Source organism: Shewanella eurypsychrophilus (assembly GCF_007004545.3).
Taxonomy (GTDB): Bacteria; Pseudomonadota; Gammaproteobacteria; order Enterobacterales; family Shewanellaceae; genus Shewanella; species Shewanella eurypsychrophilus.
In genome coordinates, this window is record NZ_CP045503.2 from 4,898,308 (window position 1) to 4,917,203 (window position 18,896).

11 protein-coding genes are annotated in these 18,896 nt (G+C 43.4%); 3 read left to right on the forward strand and 8 right to left on the reverse strand.

Going from position 1 to position 18,896, the window contains the following annotated elements; translation table 11 throughout:
* Window positions 1-75 precede the first annotated feature (75 nt).
* Window positions 76-1,650: a CehA/McbA family metallohydrolase domain-containing protein gene (locus FM038_RS20965; protein WP_223292935.1), complete on the reverse strand. Its 1,575-nt coding sequence runs from the start codon at window positions 1,648-1,650 to the stop codon at window positions 76-78.
* Window positions 1,651-1,884: 234 nt separating this feature from the next.
* On the opposite strand from FM038_RS20965, the gene FM038_RS20970 reads away from it, so the two are divergent.
* Both FM038_RS20970 and FM038_RS20975 read left to right on the forward strand, forming a co-directional pair.
* Window positions 1,885-2,337, forward strand: a complete 453-nt coding sequence (locus FM038_RS20970; RefSeq protein ID WP_142871345.1) for a MazG-related protein — start codon at window positions 1,885-1,887, stop codon at window positions 2,335-2,337.
* 14 nt (window positions 2,338-2,351) lie between these two features.
* Entirely contained in the window at window positions 2,352-3,140 is a 789-nt protein-coding gene (locus FM038_RS20975; protein ID WP_142871344.1) for an ABC transporter permease, read from the forward strand.
* Window positions 3,141-3,168: 28 nt separating this feature from the next.
* On the opposite strand, the gene FM038_RS20980 is transcribed toward FM038_RS20975, so the two are convergent.
* Window positions 3,169-3,849, reverse strand: a complete 681-nt coding sequence (locus FM038_RS20980) for a pirin family protein (protein ID WP_142871343.1) — start codon at window positions 3,847-3,849, stop codon at window positions 3,169-3,171.
* A 157-nt stretch (window positions 3,850-4,006) separates the two neighbouring features.
* On the opposite strand from FM038_RS20980, the gene FM038_RS20985 reads away from it, so the two are divergent.
* Complete coding sequence (locus FM038_RS20985; protein ID WP_142871342.1) at window positions 4,007-4,891, forward strand: LysR family transcriptional regulator; 885 nt, start codon at window positions 4,007-4,009, stop codon at window positions 4,889-4,891.
* A 43-nt stretch (window positions 4,892-4,934) separates the two neighbouring features.
* Here the strand turns inward: FM038_RS20985 and FM038_RS20990 are convergent, their stop codons facing one another.
* The 6 genes from FM038_RS20990 to glnE all read right to left on the reverse strand — a co-directional run bounded on the left by FM038_RS20990 (window position 4,935) and on the right by glnE (window position 18,667).
* Window positions 4,935-5,297: a hypothetical protein gene (locus FM038_RS20990; protein WP_142871341.1), complete on the reverse strand. Its 363-nt coding sequence runs from the start codon at window positions 5,295-5,297 to the stop codon at window positions 4,935-4,937.
* A gap of 106 nt (window positions 5,298-5,403) precedes the next feature.
* Window positions 5,404-6,147 (reverse strand): porin family protein, encoded by a 744-nt coding sequence (locus FM038_RS20995; protein ID WP_185965710.1) that lies wholly within the window; start codon window positions 6,145-6,147, stop codon window positions 5,404-5,406.
* Between the two features lie 195 nt (window positions 6,148-6,342).
* A complete protein-coding gene (locus FM038_RS21000; protein WP_142871339.1) occupies window positions 6,343-7,110 on the reverse strand; it encodes a DUF4347 domain-containing protein in 768 nt (255 codons plus the stop codon).
* Between the two features lie 232 nt (window positions 7,111-7,342).
* Window positions 7,343-7,762 carry a hypothetical protein gene (locus FM038_RS21005; RefSeq protein ID WP_223292936.1) on the reverse strand — a complete coding sequence of 140 codons (420 nt, stop codon included), beginning with the start codon at window positions 7,760-7,762 and terminating at the stop codon, window positions 7,343-7,345.
* Between the two features lie 53 nt (window positions 7,763-7,815).
* Window positions 7,816-15,486, reverse strand: coding sequence for an Ig-like domain-containing protein (locus FM038_RS21010; protein WP_185965709.1), 7,671 nt, complete (start codon window positions 15,484-15,486; stop codon window positions 7,816-7,818).
* A 319-nt stretch (window positions 15,487-15,805) separates the two neighbouring features.
* Window positions 15,806-18,667, reverse strand: coding sequence for a bifunctional [glutamate--ammonia ligase]-adenylyl-L-tyrosine phosphorylase/[glutamate--ammonia-ligase] adenylyltransferase (glnE, locus tag FM038_RS21015; protein WP_419555605.1), 2,862 nt, complete (start codon window positions 18,665-18,667; stop codon window positions 15,806-15,808).
* Between the last annotated feature and the right edge of the window lie 229 nt (window positions 18,668-18,896).

Here is an 18,896-nt window from a genome sequence, read left to right on the forward strand (position 1 = left end):
ATGACAGGGGAAATAGCTCCCCTGTCATTTAATCTCTCACCGATAATACTTACACCAATGTTAATGAACAGGCCACTAATCTAATTCGACAAAGATAGGATTAGAGTAAAACCAAAGATCGTCATAGTTTCGCTGATTAATCTTGTTGTACCGAGCTTGGGTTTCGCCTTCATCGGCTGGAGGGTATGACTCCGACTGAAGCGGATCCCCCTTATACGTTAGCCCTTCGACGTTATAATCAAGATTAGTCCCTCTTAAACGATAGTACTGATTATCACTCGCCACAAAGCTATAGCTCATAGAGTAGTACCCATCAGCATCAAGCTGCCAATCTTGTGCTACAAACGTTTTAACGACTTGAGTCGTATCGTTGGTTTCCTTGTGGTAGTAGCCGCTATCAGGCAGGGCTTTTGTGCCAACGCTCCCTGCTATCAAGTCAATATGGTGCACACCTGGGTTAAGGCCATTAAAGTTCTCATCACCAATATCCTGCTCTTTATTATTGGTTTCAGGACTCTTGAAGCGAATATCAATGGTCACCTTATCTCCAGCCTTCGCGGATAAAACACCGCCCATATATTCAGTGGTAGCCGTGCCGCTCATGGTAAAGTCCAGTTCATGGATCAAGTCACCATATACAGCAAATGTCTTACCACTTCTTAATCCATCGATAATTCCCTGCGGAGAGTTATCAAGCGCATAGGTATAGTTTTTTGCATATTCACCTGGAAAGTAGCTGCTGGAATAAGGTTCGCGAACTTTAAAGTGGATATCTGAATTCCCAACATTCCAAATTCTGCGCCCCTCACCAAGTAACGCATCCCACCAGCCACCAACTTCAGCAACGACAGGGTCAACACCACCATACACACCGCTACTTGCTTCGGCATAATCGCCTCGATTACCACTAAACTGACCACCGACCATCCCCTCAACTAAAAAGAATACGTCGGGTGCTGCGTCATGTAGATCTCTCACATCAGCAATACTGTAACTACTTAAATAACGCCTAGGATGATTTAACATGCCATAGCTCGTCGATGGGAAATGTTGCTGCAGCCAAGCCAAAGCGCTCACACCATCTTGATGGGTTTTATTCTGTCTAACTAGCCCTTGTGCGGTCCAGTTCGCGACATCTTTCGGATCAAAATCTTCAATGTCATTTTGATAGCTAAACAGGTATTCAAAGGTCTTAATCGCTTCAAGTGTTTCAGCTGAGTTCACCTCATCACCCAAAATACCGATATTGAAATGTTCATGAGTCGGCATATCCCACTCAAAAGTCGATATAACAGTTTGTTTCGGGTAGTGGCTGGCCTGCAACTCCGCAACCCCTGGCAGCTCATAATTCACTAGAGCATCATAAAATAAGATGCCCCCAAGGTCGTTATCATCATTATCCTGACTGCTATTGCGCATATGGTTTGATAGTGCGACATAATCCATCTCAAAGGTCTCAAAAGACCACTTTAAAACATCACTCAAGGTTTCTCTGGCATCAGACGAAATGGCCGTATGGACATGAAGGTCTCCCTTTAGCCATTGACCCTGCTTCTCCTCAGGTGTTTCTTCTGAAGAGTCAGAAGAACAGGCAGTAATGGCTAAACCAGCAAGACTCATAGCAAGAATAGGAACAGTTTTTTTAAACACAGCAGACTCCAAAGGATAAATTTCAGTGCTGCGAATCCTAGTGATGGCCTATTTCAGAAAGGTTGCTAAAGTGGATCAACTTGTATCAGCAACGTCGATATCACCTTTAATTATTTGATTTTATAAAACTAATAAAACCAACAGCAGTTTAAACAACTTAATCTTTATGTTTATCAGTGTGATAAGCTGTTAATTAAAACCCGTAATTGTTGACACCTTGAACCTATGAAAGCAATGAATTGGATTGTCGATTTTCTTGAATCTGAGTCTATTCCCTATTTTATGATTGGAGGGATTGCCGCCATTGCTTATGGAGCAAAACGTGAGATCTATGATATTGATTTGACCGTTCGTCAAAGGGACATAGAAAAAATAGCTAAGTTCGGCAAAGACTACCTCACCTTCGGGCCCCAGAGGTATAAAGATAACGAATGGGACGTGGTTGGGTTACAACTTATTTATCAGGGCATAAAGATTGAATTTAATACAGATGAAACGCCCAAAATTTATAGCCAGAAACAATCAAGATGGATTGAGCTCTCACCTGACTTTTCAGCCTCTTGTAGACGACAGGCTTTTGGACGTGAACTCTCTGTAATACCAATTAGCGAGCTTACACAATATAAAGCTCACCTTGCCAGAGAGGTCGATTTAGAAGATATTGCGCTTCTCAGCAAGACACCATAATCGGATAGGTAGAAATGCAGCCAACTATTGATATTTCATGGACTCAACTAGCTCTGTTTATGTTGGTTTTATCCATCCCCTTGCTCATCAATCGCTTTCTTAAATTAGCACTTGGCAAAGAGATAACCGTAGCGATTTTTCGCATGACGGCTCAATTAATCTTAGTAGGCCTCTATCTAGAGTTTTTATTTGAACTTAATAGTGTAGTGCTCAACTTGATTTGGCTTACTGTAATGCTGCTTATTGGTGCCAGCGCAATTATAGGAAGTGCTAAACTGCCAAAAAAACCACTGTTTTTACCAATAACCACTGGCCTTTTAGTTGGTATAACGCCATTAATGGCAATTCTATTATTAGTATTATTAAAACCTTCACCAGTTTATAGTGCGCAGTACCTGATCCCTATGGCTGGCATGCTTTTAGGGAATTGTCTTAGCGGTAATATTGTCGCTCTTCAGCGGCTCTTCAGTGCTTTTGATGAGAAGAGAGATCAATATGAAGGAGCCTTAGCCCTAGGAGTCACTCCCTACCAAGCCGCATTTCCTTTTATGCAGTCTGCATTAAAGCAATCTTTTGCACCTATACTCGCATCGATGACCACCACGGGCTTAGTTACCTTGCCCGGCATGATGACAGGCCAAATACTCGGTGGCAGTGACCCTATGGTGGCCATTAAATATCAATTAATTATATTAGTCGCCATATTTGTGATGTTGACTGTTTCAGTCGCTCTCTCATTAATACTGACCATTAAAACCTGTATTGAGCCAACTGGGCTTATTAGGATCAGCATAAAAAAGTAACGCCCTACAGTGCTTAATATAGCTAGCATCATATGGGCGTTATATCGATCACTATCACTTGGGCACTGGTTAACGCCACCAGGGTAAACGCCTCGCTTCGCACCAGCGTACCGGCCTCAAAACGCTCTGTGTCTATCTCAACCTCTCCATCGCTGACATACACCAGACTTGCTGTATTCTGTTCGAAGCCATGATCCGCTTCTAGGTTGGCGACACTAATCTGTGTATGACTATCGAACGTTTCATCTTGTCCAATTTCACCACCGTAGATCCGTGTTAACTCGCCAGTTTTGGGGCTATATAACTTGTAACCCGCCTTCTCTCCACTACGTTCGGGGAGAACCCAGAGTTGTATCATCTGGTTCTCTACATCGTCAGGATTGACCTCATTATGAGAGAACCCTTCTCCACCCGCCCTCTGGACTTGAGCTTGTTTAGCATTCATCATCTGACCATGCTCAAGGGAGCCTTCATGATTGATACGGCCTTTGACCATCACAGAGATAACATCGACCTCTTTATGCCCATGCATTAAGGTCTCACCTTTAGGCATAAATCTCGCGTCTGCTAGGTAGACAAAATTGCCTAACCCGCCCCAAGTCTGAGGGTTACGATTTGGACCGAAGGCTTTCTTGTCCATCACAAGTTGGTGCTCTTTTAATCCGGCAAAACCACCTTCGCGTAGATCTGATTTTGTTAATACTTCCATCTTGTGACTCCTTATCTTTTCCAGCCCTTAGTGACTGTTGATGGATTAATAATAGCCCTCGAATCAAATGGGATAAACATGACAAAATAGAAACAACTGTTCTGTTTTAGGTTACAATTGTTTTTGACGAATTGGCTAGTAGCAGAGGAGTGCTGAAGTGCAAAACATTAATGATATGTTGGTATTTGCCGAGGTGATTAAGGCAGGTAGCTTTACCAAGGCAGCCGAAGTGCTGAACTTACCTAAGTCCAACATCAGTCGTAAGCTCACTCGGCTAGAAACACATCTGGGGGTGAGACTTATCGAACGCACGACTCGTAGTATTCACCTTACCGAAGTAGGTCAAATATACCTGCAACATTGTCAACGTATTCAGGAAGAAGTTGAATCAGCCGAGTTATGCGTCGACCACTTAGTTGAAAGCCCGAGAGGCCAACTAAAAATCTGCGTCTCTGTCACCATAGGACAGCAGATCATCAGTAAATATCTGGATGAATATATTGAGCAATATCCGGATGTGGATGTGAGCCTCGAGCTGACAAATAGGCGTATCGACCTCGTTGAGGAAGGATTTGATCTGGCGATCCGAATTGGAGAGCTAGAGGATTCGAGCCTTATTGCTAAATACTTAGGTCAATTAGAGAGAAAGCTATGTGCAAGCCCATCACTCATAGATAAACATATGTTACCGCTTCACCCCATAGATTTAGCACAACTACCCAGCCTGTTTATGACCAGCGGTATGGCTAAAAATCAATGGCTATTACACCAAACAGATATCTTGGAGCAGATACAGGTAAAACCAAAAGTGGAAGTGAATGATTTTCTCTCACTGAGTCAGCTTTGCATTTCAGGCTGCGGCGTGACTATGTTGCCGTCTTACCTTTGTGATGAGGCTATTGATGAAGGAAACTTGTTACATATATTACCTGACTGGCAGTGCCCTCCTTCGAAAGTTTATGCCCTCTATCCCAACCATAAGAGCATAACGCCTAAGGTCCGTTCTATGTTGAGCTTCTTAGAGAAAGTATTCAAAGAATGACTGATTGAGGATTACGGATAAATAGAGGTAGAACCGATATAAATCAGGCAAATAACGCAATGACACTGCCAATAGATGCCGCTGCCTTTAAGTATTTTCCCACAGTGCAAGAACAATCATCTTCTGTACCTGCAGAATCATCAGCGTCATCAGGAAGAATTGAGTCCAATGCATCATCGAACCAAGATGAACTCTCCTTCACAGGAGCCACTGTGCTATTGGAGTTTGGCATTGTTGATGGTGACATTGCTTGAGCATTTAGCTGTTTAGCTTCTGGCGAAAGACGCACTTGTGAAGATTCAGTAACATGAGCAACGGCTGTGGCTCCCCCTTGACTGCTTGGAGGCAAGCTCACTGAATAGTTATTTAGCCCGCTGATTGGGGCTCCAACACTGGTTATGGTCATAATTACCACCGATACATTCATAGTACAGAGCGATAATACTATTTAACATCTACAGCAGTAAACAACCCACTTGATACAGTTTGTATCACCGCATGCCAACACCAGTTTAAAATCTATAGTCCAGGTATATCCCAAGCTGATCGAATCCATCTCCTTGTATTTCTAAGTGATGCCAGTCAAACCTTACATTCGCCTTATCTGATAATCGATATTTAACGCCTAAGCCTAGGTAAGGAGAAAGTCCATCTTCACTGCGGCTATCCGATATGCTGCTTGTCCTCTCATCTCGCCAACTATAGGCTCCTAGATAAACCTGACTTGAAATTGCAGACGATAGATCCAAGTTATAACCTAAGTTTGCTCCCCAGCCTGAGTATAATCGGGTTTGATAAGCGGGGGACGTGTAAGGGATATCACTGCTATTAACGAAAGTGTAACTATCCAGCGATGACCTGACTCCACCAACTTCAATTGATTCAAATGAAACTTGCCATTTTGGCGTGAATTTATAACCAATCTCTAAAGGGCTACGACCACCATTGAGTTTAAGATCTAAGGTCAACTTCTGCTGTTGGTCATTAGGCACGTCAGAAACTAGATATGGAGTCGATCCCAAAATAAACCTATTAACTCTTGTCTCATTGGCTGAGGTCTGAAAAATAAACAAACAACATAAGATCCCCAACCAAGCAAAGGGAAAGGATAACCATTTATTGCTTGGTGATTCTTTGGCAGCTTTCTTATTCAGAGCCATATTTCTACGGGTATGGTTGACTAGAATCAAACTAAGAACCGAGAGCCCCCTGACAATATAGTTAGGATTATCTCTGCTGATTATTGACGTTTTCATGATGCACTCCATTGGCAATATGCAGTTAGATAATACGTTGCAATAGCTAAGCCAACTCGGTAGCCCGTCCAATTTTCAATAGCTTACTTGTAAGGTAAATAAATCGACAAAATTCTTACACCTTATGGAGTGGCAAAATGCAAAATGAGGAGCCAGAAAGACTCCTCATAAAAATGTCAACCAACACTCTAAGTGTTAGGGTTGATGAACAGCTTGATTGAGTCCTCGACTAGCTTTAGACGCTAACTCAATATCTCTAATCTGATACTCTAATTTCCAGGCTCGGCCTTCACTGAGTTCACCGTTAATATCCACTGCCCGACTAACATTTAGAGATGTTAAATCAGCTAATGTGTCAACAAAATGCTTCTCTAGTCGCCCAGAGGTTAGGTTGCATCCATATAAGCTTAATTCGGTTCCTTGGTTGAAATATGTCGATACTTCACGCATTAGAGGTGCTTTCTCGATAATGTAATATTTATCGACCCACCTGCCGGCAAGTAAAAGAGCGCTCGTAGAAGCGTGGGAAATAATGGAGATACTTGACACTCGTCCAGTCTGTTCAACGGCAGTTAAAATCTGCTGCAGAGGTTCCAGACTTGGCTGAAGGAAAACAACTTTGGGGTAACTTATTATCCCCCGCTGCTGCTTAGCCTTAGTATCAAGCGCTGCGACTAACATCTGCGGATCATGCACTGCGAGATCGATAATAATAAGATCCCTTTCCAAGTACTCATGTTTCGCATGCTTCGAATCATCGACCGCCAACAGCGGCTGACTATAAAAAAAGCAGGTGGCAATCAAGAAAGTACAAGTAAAGAGTCCTATACCATGAGTATCTTGAGGAGGTGATTGAGTGAGAATCTTACGAGTGTCAGCAAAGATCACTCTAACTACATTCACTACTTTTAGGTGGATTAAGCTTGAAATGCATCTGAACCATTGACTCAACAGAGACTTCATAGTCAACTCCAATAATATTGTGTTATCTACTCCTCATTAATGTGCATAGACCATACCAAAATAACCAATTCAATAGTTTTCATTAACTTAGGCGAAACACCAATAATTAAAATTGGTATTCCGCAACAGAATGCACAGCAAATTGCAAAAAACGTCACCAATATTGGAATTTAGTAGACTCAACTCAGAAAGCGTACCAGCAGATGTCAGATCAGCTTAGCCACCTAAATAGTTAAAGTGGTGCGGCCTTATACTCTAGTGAAATGACCCAATCGCGCCTTTGCTCCTGTTCATTCACCCAAGTAAAGCAGTAGGTTTGATCTGATTGAGTATTAAAATGACTGCTTAGACTCGACTGCTCATCCTCATCAAAAGCGAGTAAAACCTCTTCGCCTTGGTGATAGTGCACGCTAAACAGTGTTACCTCAGCCGATGTGTAATTAAAACTTACTCTGTACAGGGAAGGAATTTCGACACACTTTTCAATCATGGTACCCGCCGACTTTCGCATTAGCAGCTCCACATGTGAACTAATTATTTGTCCTGTTTCCATGTCATGAGACGCTTCATGGGCATAGCCTTTCAATGCAAGCATACCCACACAAAGTGCACCAGATAAACTAAATAACGCTGACCCAGAAACTATTCTCATCATCATCCCTAATTTTCTTCTAATAACCATTCGCCTCTATATATGCCGTAAATCTAAAATAGAAATTGCATACCTGCACCGATCAAATCACGGCTCGTATCATCTAGTTCAACATGGCTCCATTGCACTGAGAAACGAATAGTTTTAGTTAATGCATACTCTAAACCTAGTCCTCCATAGAAAGAATTTCCATCCTGTTCACTTGTTGCAACCTGCTGAGTATCAATATCATAGGATTTATAATCTGCTTGCCAGCTCAGCAGTCCCCCGTGCAACAACACGCTAAAATCACTAGCAAACTGATATCTATAACCTAAATTAAGCCCTACTCCCTTTGCTGAGTTAGGGTAAAACTGACTCGCCGCGGCATAAAATGCTTGTGGGTTATCTGTTTCACCTTTAATTCTGACACTCACCTCACCTAAGTCGACATACTCCAACGTTGCAGACCAATTAGCAGTAAACGCATAACCTATACCTAACTTCCAACCTGTAGTAGAGCTATCTAATTCAATAACTTCAGCCGTCAACTCGGCATCGGCAAGCAAGGTATTAATGTCACTTGTCCCTTCAGATGTTTGAGACTGTCCATATAAGCCAGATATAAACCAGCCCACCAGCTCGTCATCCCCAGATTCATTGTCTGCGGCTGTGGCGTTTAGAGAAAATACGGAGACGAAGAAGAACAGGGGCAAATAGGCTAATCTGTGCAAATATTTATGCTTGTGAGTCAAAAGCTGTTTATTCAGTAGCAAGATTATGTTCAAGGTTTGATTTCTAAATAAGCCAGTTACCAGCAATAAATACAAAATAATGATCTGCATGCTTCCTCCAGATGAGGCTCCGCCTCCCTCGGTTAAAATTTCGACTTCAACACTGGTATCAGTTTCAGTGGTTACAGGCTCTGACTCCTCTTGGATCAAGCAACCAGTGATACTAACTGCACCATTAGCTATTTCATCGGCGTCATTAACACCACCATCCAGAATGATCAGCTGTAAACACCAATCTCCTTGATTAAGCCCTTCTGAATACTCATCCGAACCCGGCGGTGGACAATAACCTGCAGACCCAGGTGCAGACATAAGTTGGTTATCTCCATTAGTTTCAAAGGTAAACCAGCCTTTATCATGAATAAAGTGGCGATAACCTGAGTGCTCAGGCACTGGATTTCGCTGTGGAATAACAATACTCACGACTTGGCTATGCTCAGACAGTTCAATCGCTTCTATATTAAACACACCACCAACATCGACGAAGCCCCCGGGCGCTATACCTTGTAAGTTAGCTTGAATATCAGAGCCAGCCACTTGTGCCCCTAAGTAAACTCCCGACATGGCATATTGACCTAAACGACAATCGATACCCGATTCACACTCCACCAAATAGGATTCGGTATTGGCGATTCTTTCAGGTAACACATTTCCTGCGCTGATAGGATCTAAGTAATCGGGGATACCGTCGCCATCAGAGTCCACTAAACCTTCCTCAATATCAGTGACTCCATCACCATCAGAGTCCTCAGAAGTTAACACGGGTAATTGCTCTGAGACTCGAACTCTAAGCTCATTAAAATGGCTCAAATTAGGCACACCATCATCTGTTACTGTCACTCTCACGGTATAGACCCCCTCAACTAATCCACTGGGGTCAAAGTACCAAGTCTCTAACTTAGAACCGTTAACTCCTGATTGGGAAACGTTTTGTATAACGCCTTGGCCTTCAAAGAGTTGAACATCCTGTAGTTCACTGTCTGTCAAACTCCAATCCAGTGTATGGCTATTTAGGCTATTGGGATCGGTATAATTAGCCTTAATTTCAACGGCGCCATCCACTTGTGCCACCCAAGTCCTCTTCTCATCAAATTGGTAAGAGGAAAGCTGTACCTCTGGTGCCAGATTATCTAAGGTAATCGTGACATAGTGTTCTTTCTTACTGCCCAGATTGAATTGGTCATCCAGATGAATAGATACCTGCTCATTCTGTTCAATATCAAAAGTATTAAACTCTAAGGTCTGTGCAATTTGCCCCGACTCAAATACCACCACACCGCTATTTAGATCATGATGTAACCCCTCAACTGCATTTCCACCAACCTTGTAAGCAACCGTTAGAGGGTATTGGGGAGATAACCCATTGAGGTGAACTGAAACAGAGACTCGATTACCTTGGCTAACGATTTGATCTTGGGCTAAGGAGATAAGCGGACGAACATAGATATTCTGCAGCTGCTCACTCATATTTCCGGCAGCATCGATTGCAGTCCACAGCACTTGATAGCTACCAGGTTTAAGCAGAGGCTGATCACTTACCATGCTGTGACTTAAATCTTGGCAGCAAGCCTGCCTTACACCATCAATGTAGTCATATGCTTGCGCAGTCCCTAAGTCCACTTGAGTAAATAGACCTATTGCATCTAGCCAAATATCTGCAGGAGCAATTAACTCAGGCGCCACATCATCAATATACAGATCTGTACCTGCCAGCCACTCATCATAGTTACTCATGCCATCACCATCAGCATCTCCAGCAGCATCACTGCCGTCAAACGGATCGAGTCCAAGCTCAAGCTCGACTGCATCAGGTATGCCATCTCCATCAGAATCTAAGATTACAACTTCAATATAGAATGACTCCAGAGTGACAGTTTCCAGCCCATCAGTGACTGAGATCACTATCGGTCCATAATCTCCAACATCTTGATACTCAGGGCTACCTGACACCATGCCAGTTTCAGGGGTAAATGTGGCCCATACAGGTAAACCAGAGATGCTAAAGGCTAAAGTATCATTGTCTATATCTAGGCTTACGGGAACAAATTGATACCCCTCTCCTTGCAACACTTGAGTCGCTGGAGAACCCGATATTTCTGGTGAATCATTGACGGCGTTAACTTCAATGAAGACAAGTGCAGGAGATGAAATATCACCAGAGTCATCACTCACTTGATAGCTAAAACTATCACTGCCATTGAAGTTGCGGTTTGGTGTGTAATCAACACTTCCATCACTATTCACCTCAAGCTCACCGTAAGCAGGCATACTCAAGATAACGACACTGCTGATATCCAAACTACCGTCTAGGTCCGAATCATTAGCTAAAATGTTGATTGTTGCAGCACTGTCCTCATCAACCACAGCCAAGTCATCTTGGACTATAGGTTTATCATTGATGCTATCGATACTAATTTGGACTTGCGCTTGACTACTAGCAGCTTGATTATCTTCAATTTGATAACTAAAACTGTCTGGTCCATAGTAGTTTTCATCGGGGATGTACCTCAGCAGTCCGCTAGGCAACACGCTCACAGAACCATGCTCAGGCTCAGTAATGACTCTCAAGCTAGCAAGTACTAATTGACCATCAACATCACTGTCATTACCCAGTACATTGATATCATTCACGCCATCTTCAACCAGCTCAGCAATATCATCTTGCAGTCTCGGTGCATCGTTGACAGATGTAACGCTTATATTCACATTACCAGGTAAAGAGACGGCGCCTTCATTGTCTTTAACTGTGTAGCTAAAGCTATCATTACCAAAGAAATCAGCGCTTGGTGTATAGCTCACCTCACCCGCTTCAGAGATGCTCACGACACCATGAGCCGGCGCACTAAAGAGTACGACTGAGTCTGTATCGATTATCGAATCTAGATCTGTATCATTATCGGTGAGCGTGAAGCTAATGCTTTGATCTTCTTTGGTGGAAGTTGAATCTCCAACTGCAACAGGTGCATCATTGATGCCCTCAACATTGAGCGTGACATCGACGGCAGGGCTGATGGCACCAAGCATATCCGCAACGGTATAACTGAAGCTGTCAGGTCCAACATAGTTGCTATCAGGCTGATAACTGAGCACACCGTCATTATCAACTAGTTGCCCATGAAGCGGTGCTTGAACTATCGCGACGGAGTGAATATCTATCGAGGAGTTTTCGCTATCCGCATCATCAATATCGATATCGTTTTCCAGAACAGCAATATCTAAGATGATATCTTCATCGACGTTAGCAAAATCAGGCTGCGGCCTCGGCGCATCATTCACCGCTGCGACCGTGATACTCACTGAGGCGATATTAGACACCTCACCTTCGGCATCAGACACTTGATAGCTAAACATGTCACTACCGTTAAAATCGGCAATGGGAGTTAAGGTCACTACACCATTTTCCACACTTGCACTCATATGCTCAGGAGAGTCGATCAAAATTGCACTTGCTGGATTGAGGGAAAACTCAACATCACTATCATTGTGAAGCAGGTTAAACTGTAGGCTAGTATCCTCATTAACATTAATTAGATCATTTTCGGCAACAGGCTTATCGTTCACCGACACAATATCGATAGTGACGACCGCACTTGCTTGCCCGCCATTACCATCTTCAACATGGTAATTAATCGTATCACTGCCGTTATAGTTTACATCTGGGGTGTAGCGCACGCTTCCCCCACTCAGCTCAACCAGCTCGCCGTGTGCTCCCAGCTCTAGTATCAGAGTAAGCTCATCGTTATCCACATCGCTGTCATTGGCTAATAAATCGATGGTAACCGATAAGTCCTCCTCGACACTGACATAGTCATCCAGCGCAATAGGTAGGTCATTGATTGGCTCGACGGTAATGGATAGTTGAGCTTGCGCAGTGCCGCCATGACCGTCATCAAGGGTGTAAGTTAGGCTGTCGACTCCATAGAAATTCTGTTCAGGGATATAATGAATACTGCCATCTAGCCCAACAGACACCTGCCCATGAGCCGGTGATTGCGCCGATACCACCAGCAGATCGTTATCAAGGTCGCTATCATTTTGCAGGACTTGTACCGTCACACTCGTATCTTCATCCAGGGTTACGGCATCGTTTAGCGCAAGTGGAGCATCATTAATACTCGTCACTAAAACAGAGATAGTCGCACTTGCAGTGCCACCATTGCCGTCATCTATGCTGTAGCTGAAACTATCTGAACCATTAAAATTAGCATTTGGCGTGTATAGAACCAGATCAAATGCAGTCACAGAAACACTGCCACTTGAAGCGCCCTGTACCGTTACCGTTAAACTGTCACCGTCAATATCTGTATCATTGAGTAAAACGGGTATTGATACTGAAGCATCTTCATCTAGCGTTGCACTGTCATTCACCGCGATGGGGTTATCATTTACCGCATTCACTATCACGCTTAATAACGCCGAATCCTGCCCACCATGACCATCGTTTATGGTATAGGTTATAGCGTCACTACCATTGAAATCAGCATCCGGTACGTAGTTAATGCTGCCATCTGCTTCTACACTGGCTTGTCCGTGATCTGGTTGAGTAACCGATACCGTTAAAGGGTGGTTTTCTAAATCGCTATCATTGTCTAATACTGCATAATTTAGTGAACTATCCTCATCAACACTTGCTGTATCAGCATTAGCAATTGGAGCATCATTAACACTTAAAACCGTTAAACTGACGCTAGCTGTATCGCTGCCACCGAGCCCGTCACTGATGATATAACTAAATGAATCTGTGCCATAAAAATCTGCATTAGGCATATAGGTCACGATATTATTGACCAGACTCAACTGCCCAGAATTCGCTGCTGTCAATGTAATAGCCAAGGCATCGCCATCGGGCTCACTATCATTATCCAGTAAATCGAGAAGGGTAATAGTATCTTCATTAATATTGAAAGCGTCATCGACAGCTACTGGACTAGCATTCACTGTGACTAAAATATTGGCACTTGCCACCGAGCCGATGCCGTCGGAAATAACATAAGAGATAGTATCTAAACCACTGAAGTCCGTATCCGGTGTATAGGTGATAGTGCTATCCGCATTTAGCACTACAGTGCCATTAGGTGCATTATATTGGGTGATAGTTAGAGGGTCACCATCGGGATCTGAGTCATTAGATAACACATCTAAGGTTATCGCCTCGCCTTGCTGAGTAAATCCAGCATCGTCTTGTGCAATAGGTGCTTCATTGACGATAACTAAGTTAACTGAAGCTTCTGAGCTAATGCCATTGCTATCTTTGGCACTAAATATCACCGCATAAGCCTTACCTAACATCTCATCAGACGGTGTAAAGGTCACCTCAATAACACTGGTCCCAGTTGCAGGATCTTGGCTTACTATGCTGGTACTCCAGATAGCTGGATCGGTTGATGGCGGATTTAACACACTGAGCGTCGGGATATCAGGATCGCCATTTTCATCGACATCTGAGGCTGAAAGCGTAAAGCTAGTAGTTTGATGCAGTTGAATATATTGCGTGCCCGTTATTTCAGGACCAAGATTAAAACCAGGAGAAGCATTATCGGGATCGCTAATAACAAATACAAAATCCAGTGGCGCTTTAGACTTAACCACGCCATTGATATCAAGATCTTCTAAAACTATAGCCGCCTGCCAACGGTTGCTAGTCACTGTACTTGGGTTAGTGTGTTCCGTATAAGTAACAAGATCGCCATTGGCTTTATCAGCGGCTAAATCCCAAGTGATCAAGCCTTCAGCTGAAAGTTGCATCCCTGTGGGAATTTTGACCTGTGAGCCACTATTACCCGAATAAAATTCCCTCTTCTCCCCCCAGCGATACTGAATCTTATCACCATCTTGATCGACGCCAGACACTTGCATGGTAAACGGGTGGTCATCTCGTACATAAACCAATGCCGATACAGCTGTTACCGGCGAAGCATTGGTAACTTCACCATTGACGACAGAGGTTGTCAGCTCACCACGCCAATAGGAATTATCCTGACTCATGGCAGGACTTCTTGCATAGGAGTCCCAAGATAACGTGTAATCACCATCAGCCTGATATTGATGCACTATGCCGGGCTCATACCCATTAGCCCCTTGGCTGACAATCTCTACCAAAGAGTCATTAGTGGCACTGTCTTTAGAAAGTAACTGCACACAGATACTGGCTTCACCTTGTCCATCTCCCCAAGTAAAACCAGCCAAATAATTTTTATCACAATTGATTGTACCGACCGCTGAGTTCACCAACTTATTCATGATGTTGTGATCTAAAGTGTAACCAATCTGAACCTTCAGGCGCACCTTGCCGCTTTCTCCTGCTATAGGCTCCACAGCCATAGTACCGTAACGAAAGTGATTCAAGGTGGAAGAGTAGAAAGTAGGCAAGGCTTCAGAAAACAAGGAACGGGTATCTATGCTGCCAACCTGATACTCCAACTCCCAGTTATGACCTTGTTCGACTCCTCCGGTCGTATCGGTAGAAGCTGCGACATCCAGCTGAGTTAATTCAGCAACCCGGTTGATGAATTTTTTACCTGATCCGCCCGAAGCCAAATTACAACCATACAACTTAAGATCTGCCCCCTTTTTTAGGCTAATCCCAATCTCACTCATCAGTTGTGCTTGTTGATCGATATACTTCTTGTCTATCCATCTTCCCGAGAGAAACAGCGCACCGTTTGAGGCATGAGAGACGATGGATAATTGAGATAGATTAGTCCTGTCTTTAATCGCATTCCTTATCTGTAGCAAGGGTTCCATCCCCGGCTTAAGGAAGACAATTTCTGTTTTGTGATTCTGACCTAAATGCTGTTTAAATTTGGCATTTAACGCTTGATAAAGCATATAAGGATCATGAACTGCTGGATCTATGATGATCAGCTCTGTTTCAGCTTTATCAGGAGATATATAACCAGTATCACTCTCTGCCGCACTCGCCTGTTGCACAGCGAATAAACAGGTAATCATTACCACAAAACCGTTCAAAAAAGTGATCTTGTCACTATCCCGAACGATAAACTTGGATATGTATTTAAAGAGATGAGTTCGAATAAAAAGTACTGACCGGAAGGATCTGAAAGACCAGCGAGTTACCAGGAGAACAAATAAATATATGAGATCAAGTTTCATCGCTCACTCCAAGTTGAAGAGGATACTATCAACTTGGATGCATAGAACAGGCCATAAATTTTAGCCTTTATTTTCAGCAGGTTACTCCGGACTCATTCGGGATATTATTCAACTCAATCAAACTGCATAGCAAAATGCGAGAGTAGTCATTGGTTTATTACAGTAAAACCTTCTGATAAATATCAACAACACACTGAGCATGATCCTTAACATGCTCCCAGGCAATCTGCCCTGGTTTTTGCTGCAGGGTTAATCTATGGCTTTCATCACGTAGAAAAAAATAGGCCTGAGTAAGGGACTGTACATCCATCAATGGTAAAAGTTCGAGTTCACCTAAGGTTTCAAAAATTCTTAAATTATCGGACCAAGTTGATAGCTCACTGTATTCATGTGAATTCGCCAGAACTAAATACTGAGCAATAAACTCAATATCGGCTATGCCTCCTTCGCTTTGCTTAAGGTCGAACATGCCTTTGTCTACTTTTAGCAGGTGCTCCCGCATCTTAAGCCGCATTTCTCTGACCTCTTTCGCCAGTTGCTTCTTATCTCTTTGTGCTTCAATGACCTGTGATCTAAGATGGCTGAATCTGCTAGAAAGAGTATTTGAGCCAAACATAAACCTAGCTCTCACTAAAGCTTGATGCTCCCATGTCCACGCCTCTTCAGCCTGATATTGACCGAAATTTTCAATTTCACTCACCAACAAACCAGATGCTCCCGATGGACGCAAACGCATATCAACTTCATAAAGCTCTCCAGAAGTTGTTCGAGTAGAAAATAGGTGCAGTATTCGCTGAGCGAGCTTTAGATAGAAATGGCCGATCTCAATAGCCCGCTCGCCATTAGTCTCAGTGTTATTAGGAAATCGTTCGCGGGAGTAATTATGCAGAAACACCAGATCGAGATCTGAACCATAACCAAGTTCAGTACCACCCGCTTTACCGTAACCCACAACGGCAAAACCCATATCACCCGCTTCAAGATGAGTCGGTACACCATGACGGGCGCTCACTTGTAACCATGCCTGTGTAACAACTTGCTCAATAATGGCCTCTGATAACAAGGTGAGATGATCACTCACTTGCCTAACAGGCAATACGCCAGTGACATCCGCAGCAGCTATTTTCAGTTGCTGGGCTAATTTAAATTGGCGTAATACCTCCATCTGTTGCTCCATATCTTCTTCAGGAACCCGAAGGAGATACTGCCTCAACTCACTACCATAATCATCCAGTGAGGTCGTATCATATAGCTGAGTCGGATCGATTAACTCGTCGAGTAACATAGGAAATTTAGCTAACTGCTGTGCTATCCATGGACTCGCCTGACAAAGACTGACTAATTGTTGTCTGGCTCCTGGATTTTCATAGAGCAGTTCTAGATAGGTTGTCCGTGTCAGAATTTGATCTAACACCTTAGTCACTGACTCAAAGGCCTTAGATGGCGAGGATAAATGGGTAAACTCACGTAATAGCCAAGGCATTAGCTTGTCTAAGGTATCTCGACCACGTGGCCCGATACTGCGTTTTGATACTGTTTCACGCCATTGCTTGAGAATGGGCCAAAGCAGAGGATCATCAATAGACTGGTCAACGATTAATCCTTGAGCATGGTCATCTTCCTGAACGTTCCACAGATCTTGAGTCCATAGATCTGTGATCTCATCTTGCTCATGTCCACCGACCGTATCTTGAAAGTGGCGGTGGATCTTAGCCATAGCTGACTCGATATGGGTCCTAAGTTCAGCTTCAGAAGCCATGCCCAGACTGTGACATAGGCGATACCAGTCTACAGCATTATCAGGTAACGTCTGAGTCTGCTTATCTCCGATAGCTTGCAATAAGTTCTCAACTCTTCTTAACAACATATAACTTTGCTTAAGCTCATCCACTGCCAGGTATTCGAGCTGACCCAAGCTATACAAGGTATCGATTGCGGCAAAAAGGCTCTGTTGACGCAAAGCTGGTTCACGTCCGCCACGGATAAGTTGAAAGCTTTGAATAACAAACTCAACTTCGCGAATACCACCGGCACCTAACTTGATATTATCGGTTAACTGTCTGCGCCTGACCTCTTGAGTGATCAATTGTTTCATCTTACGCAAAGATTCAATGGCGGAAAAATCGATATAACGACGGTAAACAAAGGGTCTTAGCATAGAGTGCAGCTCGTCAGAATAGGCCGTCCAGGGGCCTAGTGCTCTAGCTTTCACCATGGCATAGCGTTCCCAATCTCTGCCCTGCTCTTGATAGTAATCCTCAAGACCACTGAAACTCACCACAAGGGGGCCACTTTCTCCATAGGGGCGCAGGCGCATATCGACGCGATATACAAAACCATCAACAGTCACCTGATGCAGTAAATTAATTAACCTTTGGCCCATACGAATAAAGAACTGTTGATTCTCAGTTTTTCTACGCCCACCTTGGGTTTCACCATGCTCTGGAAAGGTGAAGATAAGATCAATATCAGAGGAAAAGTTAAGCTCACGGCCACCCAGCTTTCCCATTCCTAGCACTAATAATGGCTGAGGATTCCCATCGGCATCACAAGGTGTTCCTAGTTGATTGCACATGTCGCGGTAAAGCCAGTCACGTCCGGCGATAATAAACGCTTCTGAAAGCGCAGAAAGATCGAGTAATGAATCTTCAAGACTGACATAACCGAAAAAATCCCGCCAAGCCAAACGCACCATTTGAAAGTTTCGGTAACATCTCAATGCGGATTTGACACTCTCTTCATTGGAGCATGTCTCGAGGAGTTCATGTAACTCTCGATCGAAACTCTGACGTTCAAGGCTCTCAAGCTTTCCGCTGAAAAGTGCAGGGACCCACTCGGGATGGCGACACAATTGCTCGGCGATATAATCACTCAGTCCCATGATGCGATAGAGTTCACCAGCCTGAGAGGTATTCAGTTCAGTTTCAAGCGTTGACCATACCTCATTAAGCCTTTGCCAGTAACGATCTGCGACTTCAGAGATAAAGGCAGATAAAGGCTTGTCACTGATATTTTCCATGGCAATAATAATCCCTAACAAATTTGGCTGTCGACATATTATGTCTTAGGTGATATAGATATGACGTAAATGATCCGCTTATGTCTCGAATGATATATATTAGTCACTGTCTTTAGTGAAAATGACCAGTTGACTGATATTAGAGACAAAATGACTATTTATAATCTCATTTCAGAGGTTACTATAACCTAAGCAAGCGATATCTTGTGTAGTGAATGACTGTACAAAG

What these genes read in the sequence shown, in the direction of transcription:
- FM038_RS20970 (WP_142871345.1), top strand. Translation starts at nt 1,885, where the DNA reads ATGAATTGGATTGTCGATTTTCTTGAATCTGAGTCTATTCCCTATTTT.
- FM038_RS20975 (WP_142871344.1), top strand. Translation starts at nt 2,352, where the DNA reads ATGCAGCCAACTATTGATATTTCATGGACTCAACTAGCTCTGTTTATG.
- FM038_RS20980 (WP_142871343.1), bottom strand. Translation starts at nt 3,849, where the DNA reads ATGGAAGTATTAACAAAATCAGATCTACGCGAAGGTGGTTTTGCCGGA.
- FM038_RS20990 (WP_142871341.1), bottom strand. Translation starts at nt 5,297, where the DNA reads ATGACCATAACCAGTGTTGGAGCCCCAATCAGCGGGCTAAATAACTAT.
- FM038_RS20995 (WP_185965710.1), bottom strand. Translation starts at nt 6,147, where the DNA reads ATGAAAACGTCAATAATCAGCAGAGATAATCCTAACTATATTGTCAGG.
- FM038_RS21000 (WP_142871339.1), bottom strand. Translation starts at nt 7,110, where the DNA reads ATGAAGTCTCTGTTGAGTCAATGGTTCAGATGCATTTCAAGCTTAATC.
- FM038_RS21005 (WP_223292936.1), bottom strand. Translation starts at nt 7,762, where the DNA reads ATGAGAATAGTTTCTGGGTCAGCGTTATTTAGTTTATCTGGTGCACTT.
- FM038_RS21010 (WP_185965709.1), bottom strand. Translation starts at nt 15,486, where the DNA reads ATGATTACCTGTTTATTCGCTGTGCAACAGGCGAGTGCGGCAGAGAGT.
- glnE (WP_419555605.1), bottom strand. Translation starts at nt 18,667, where the DNA reads ATGGAAAATATCAGTGACAAGCCTTTATCTGCCTTTATCTCTGAAGTC.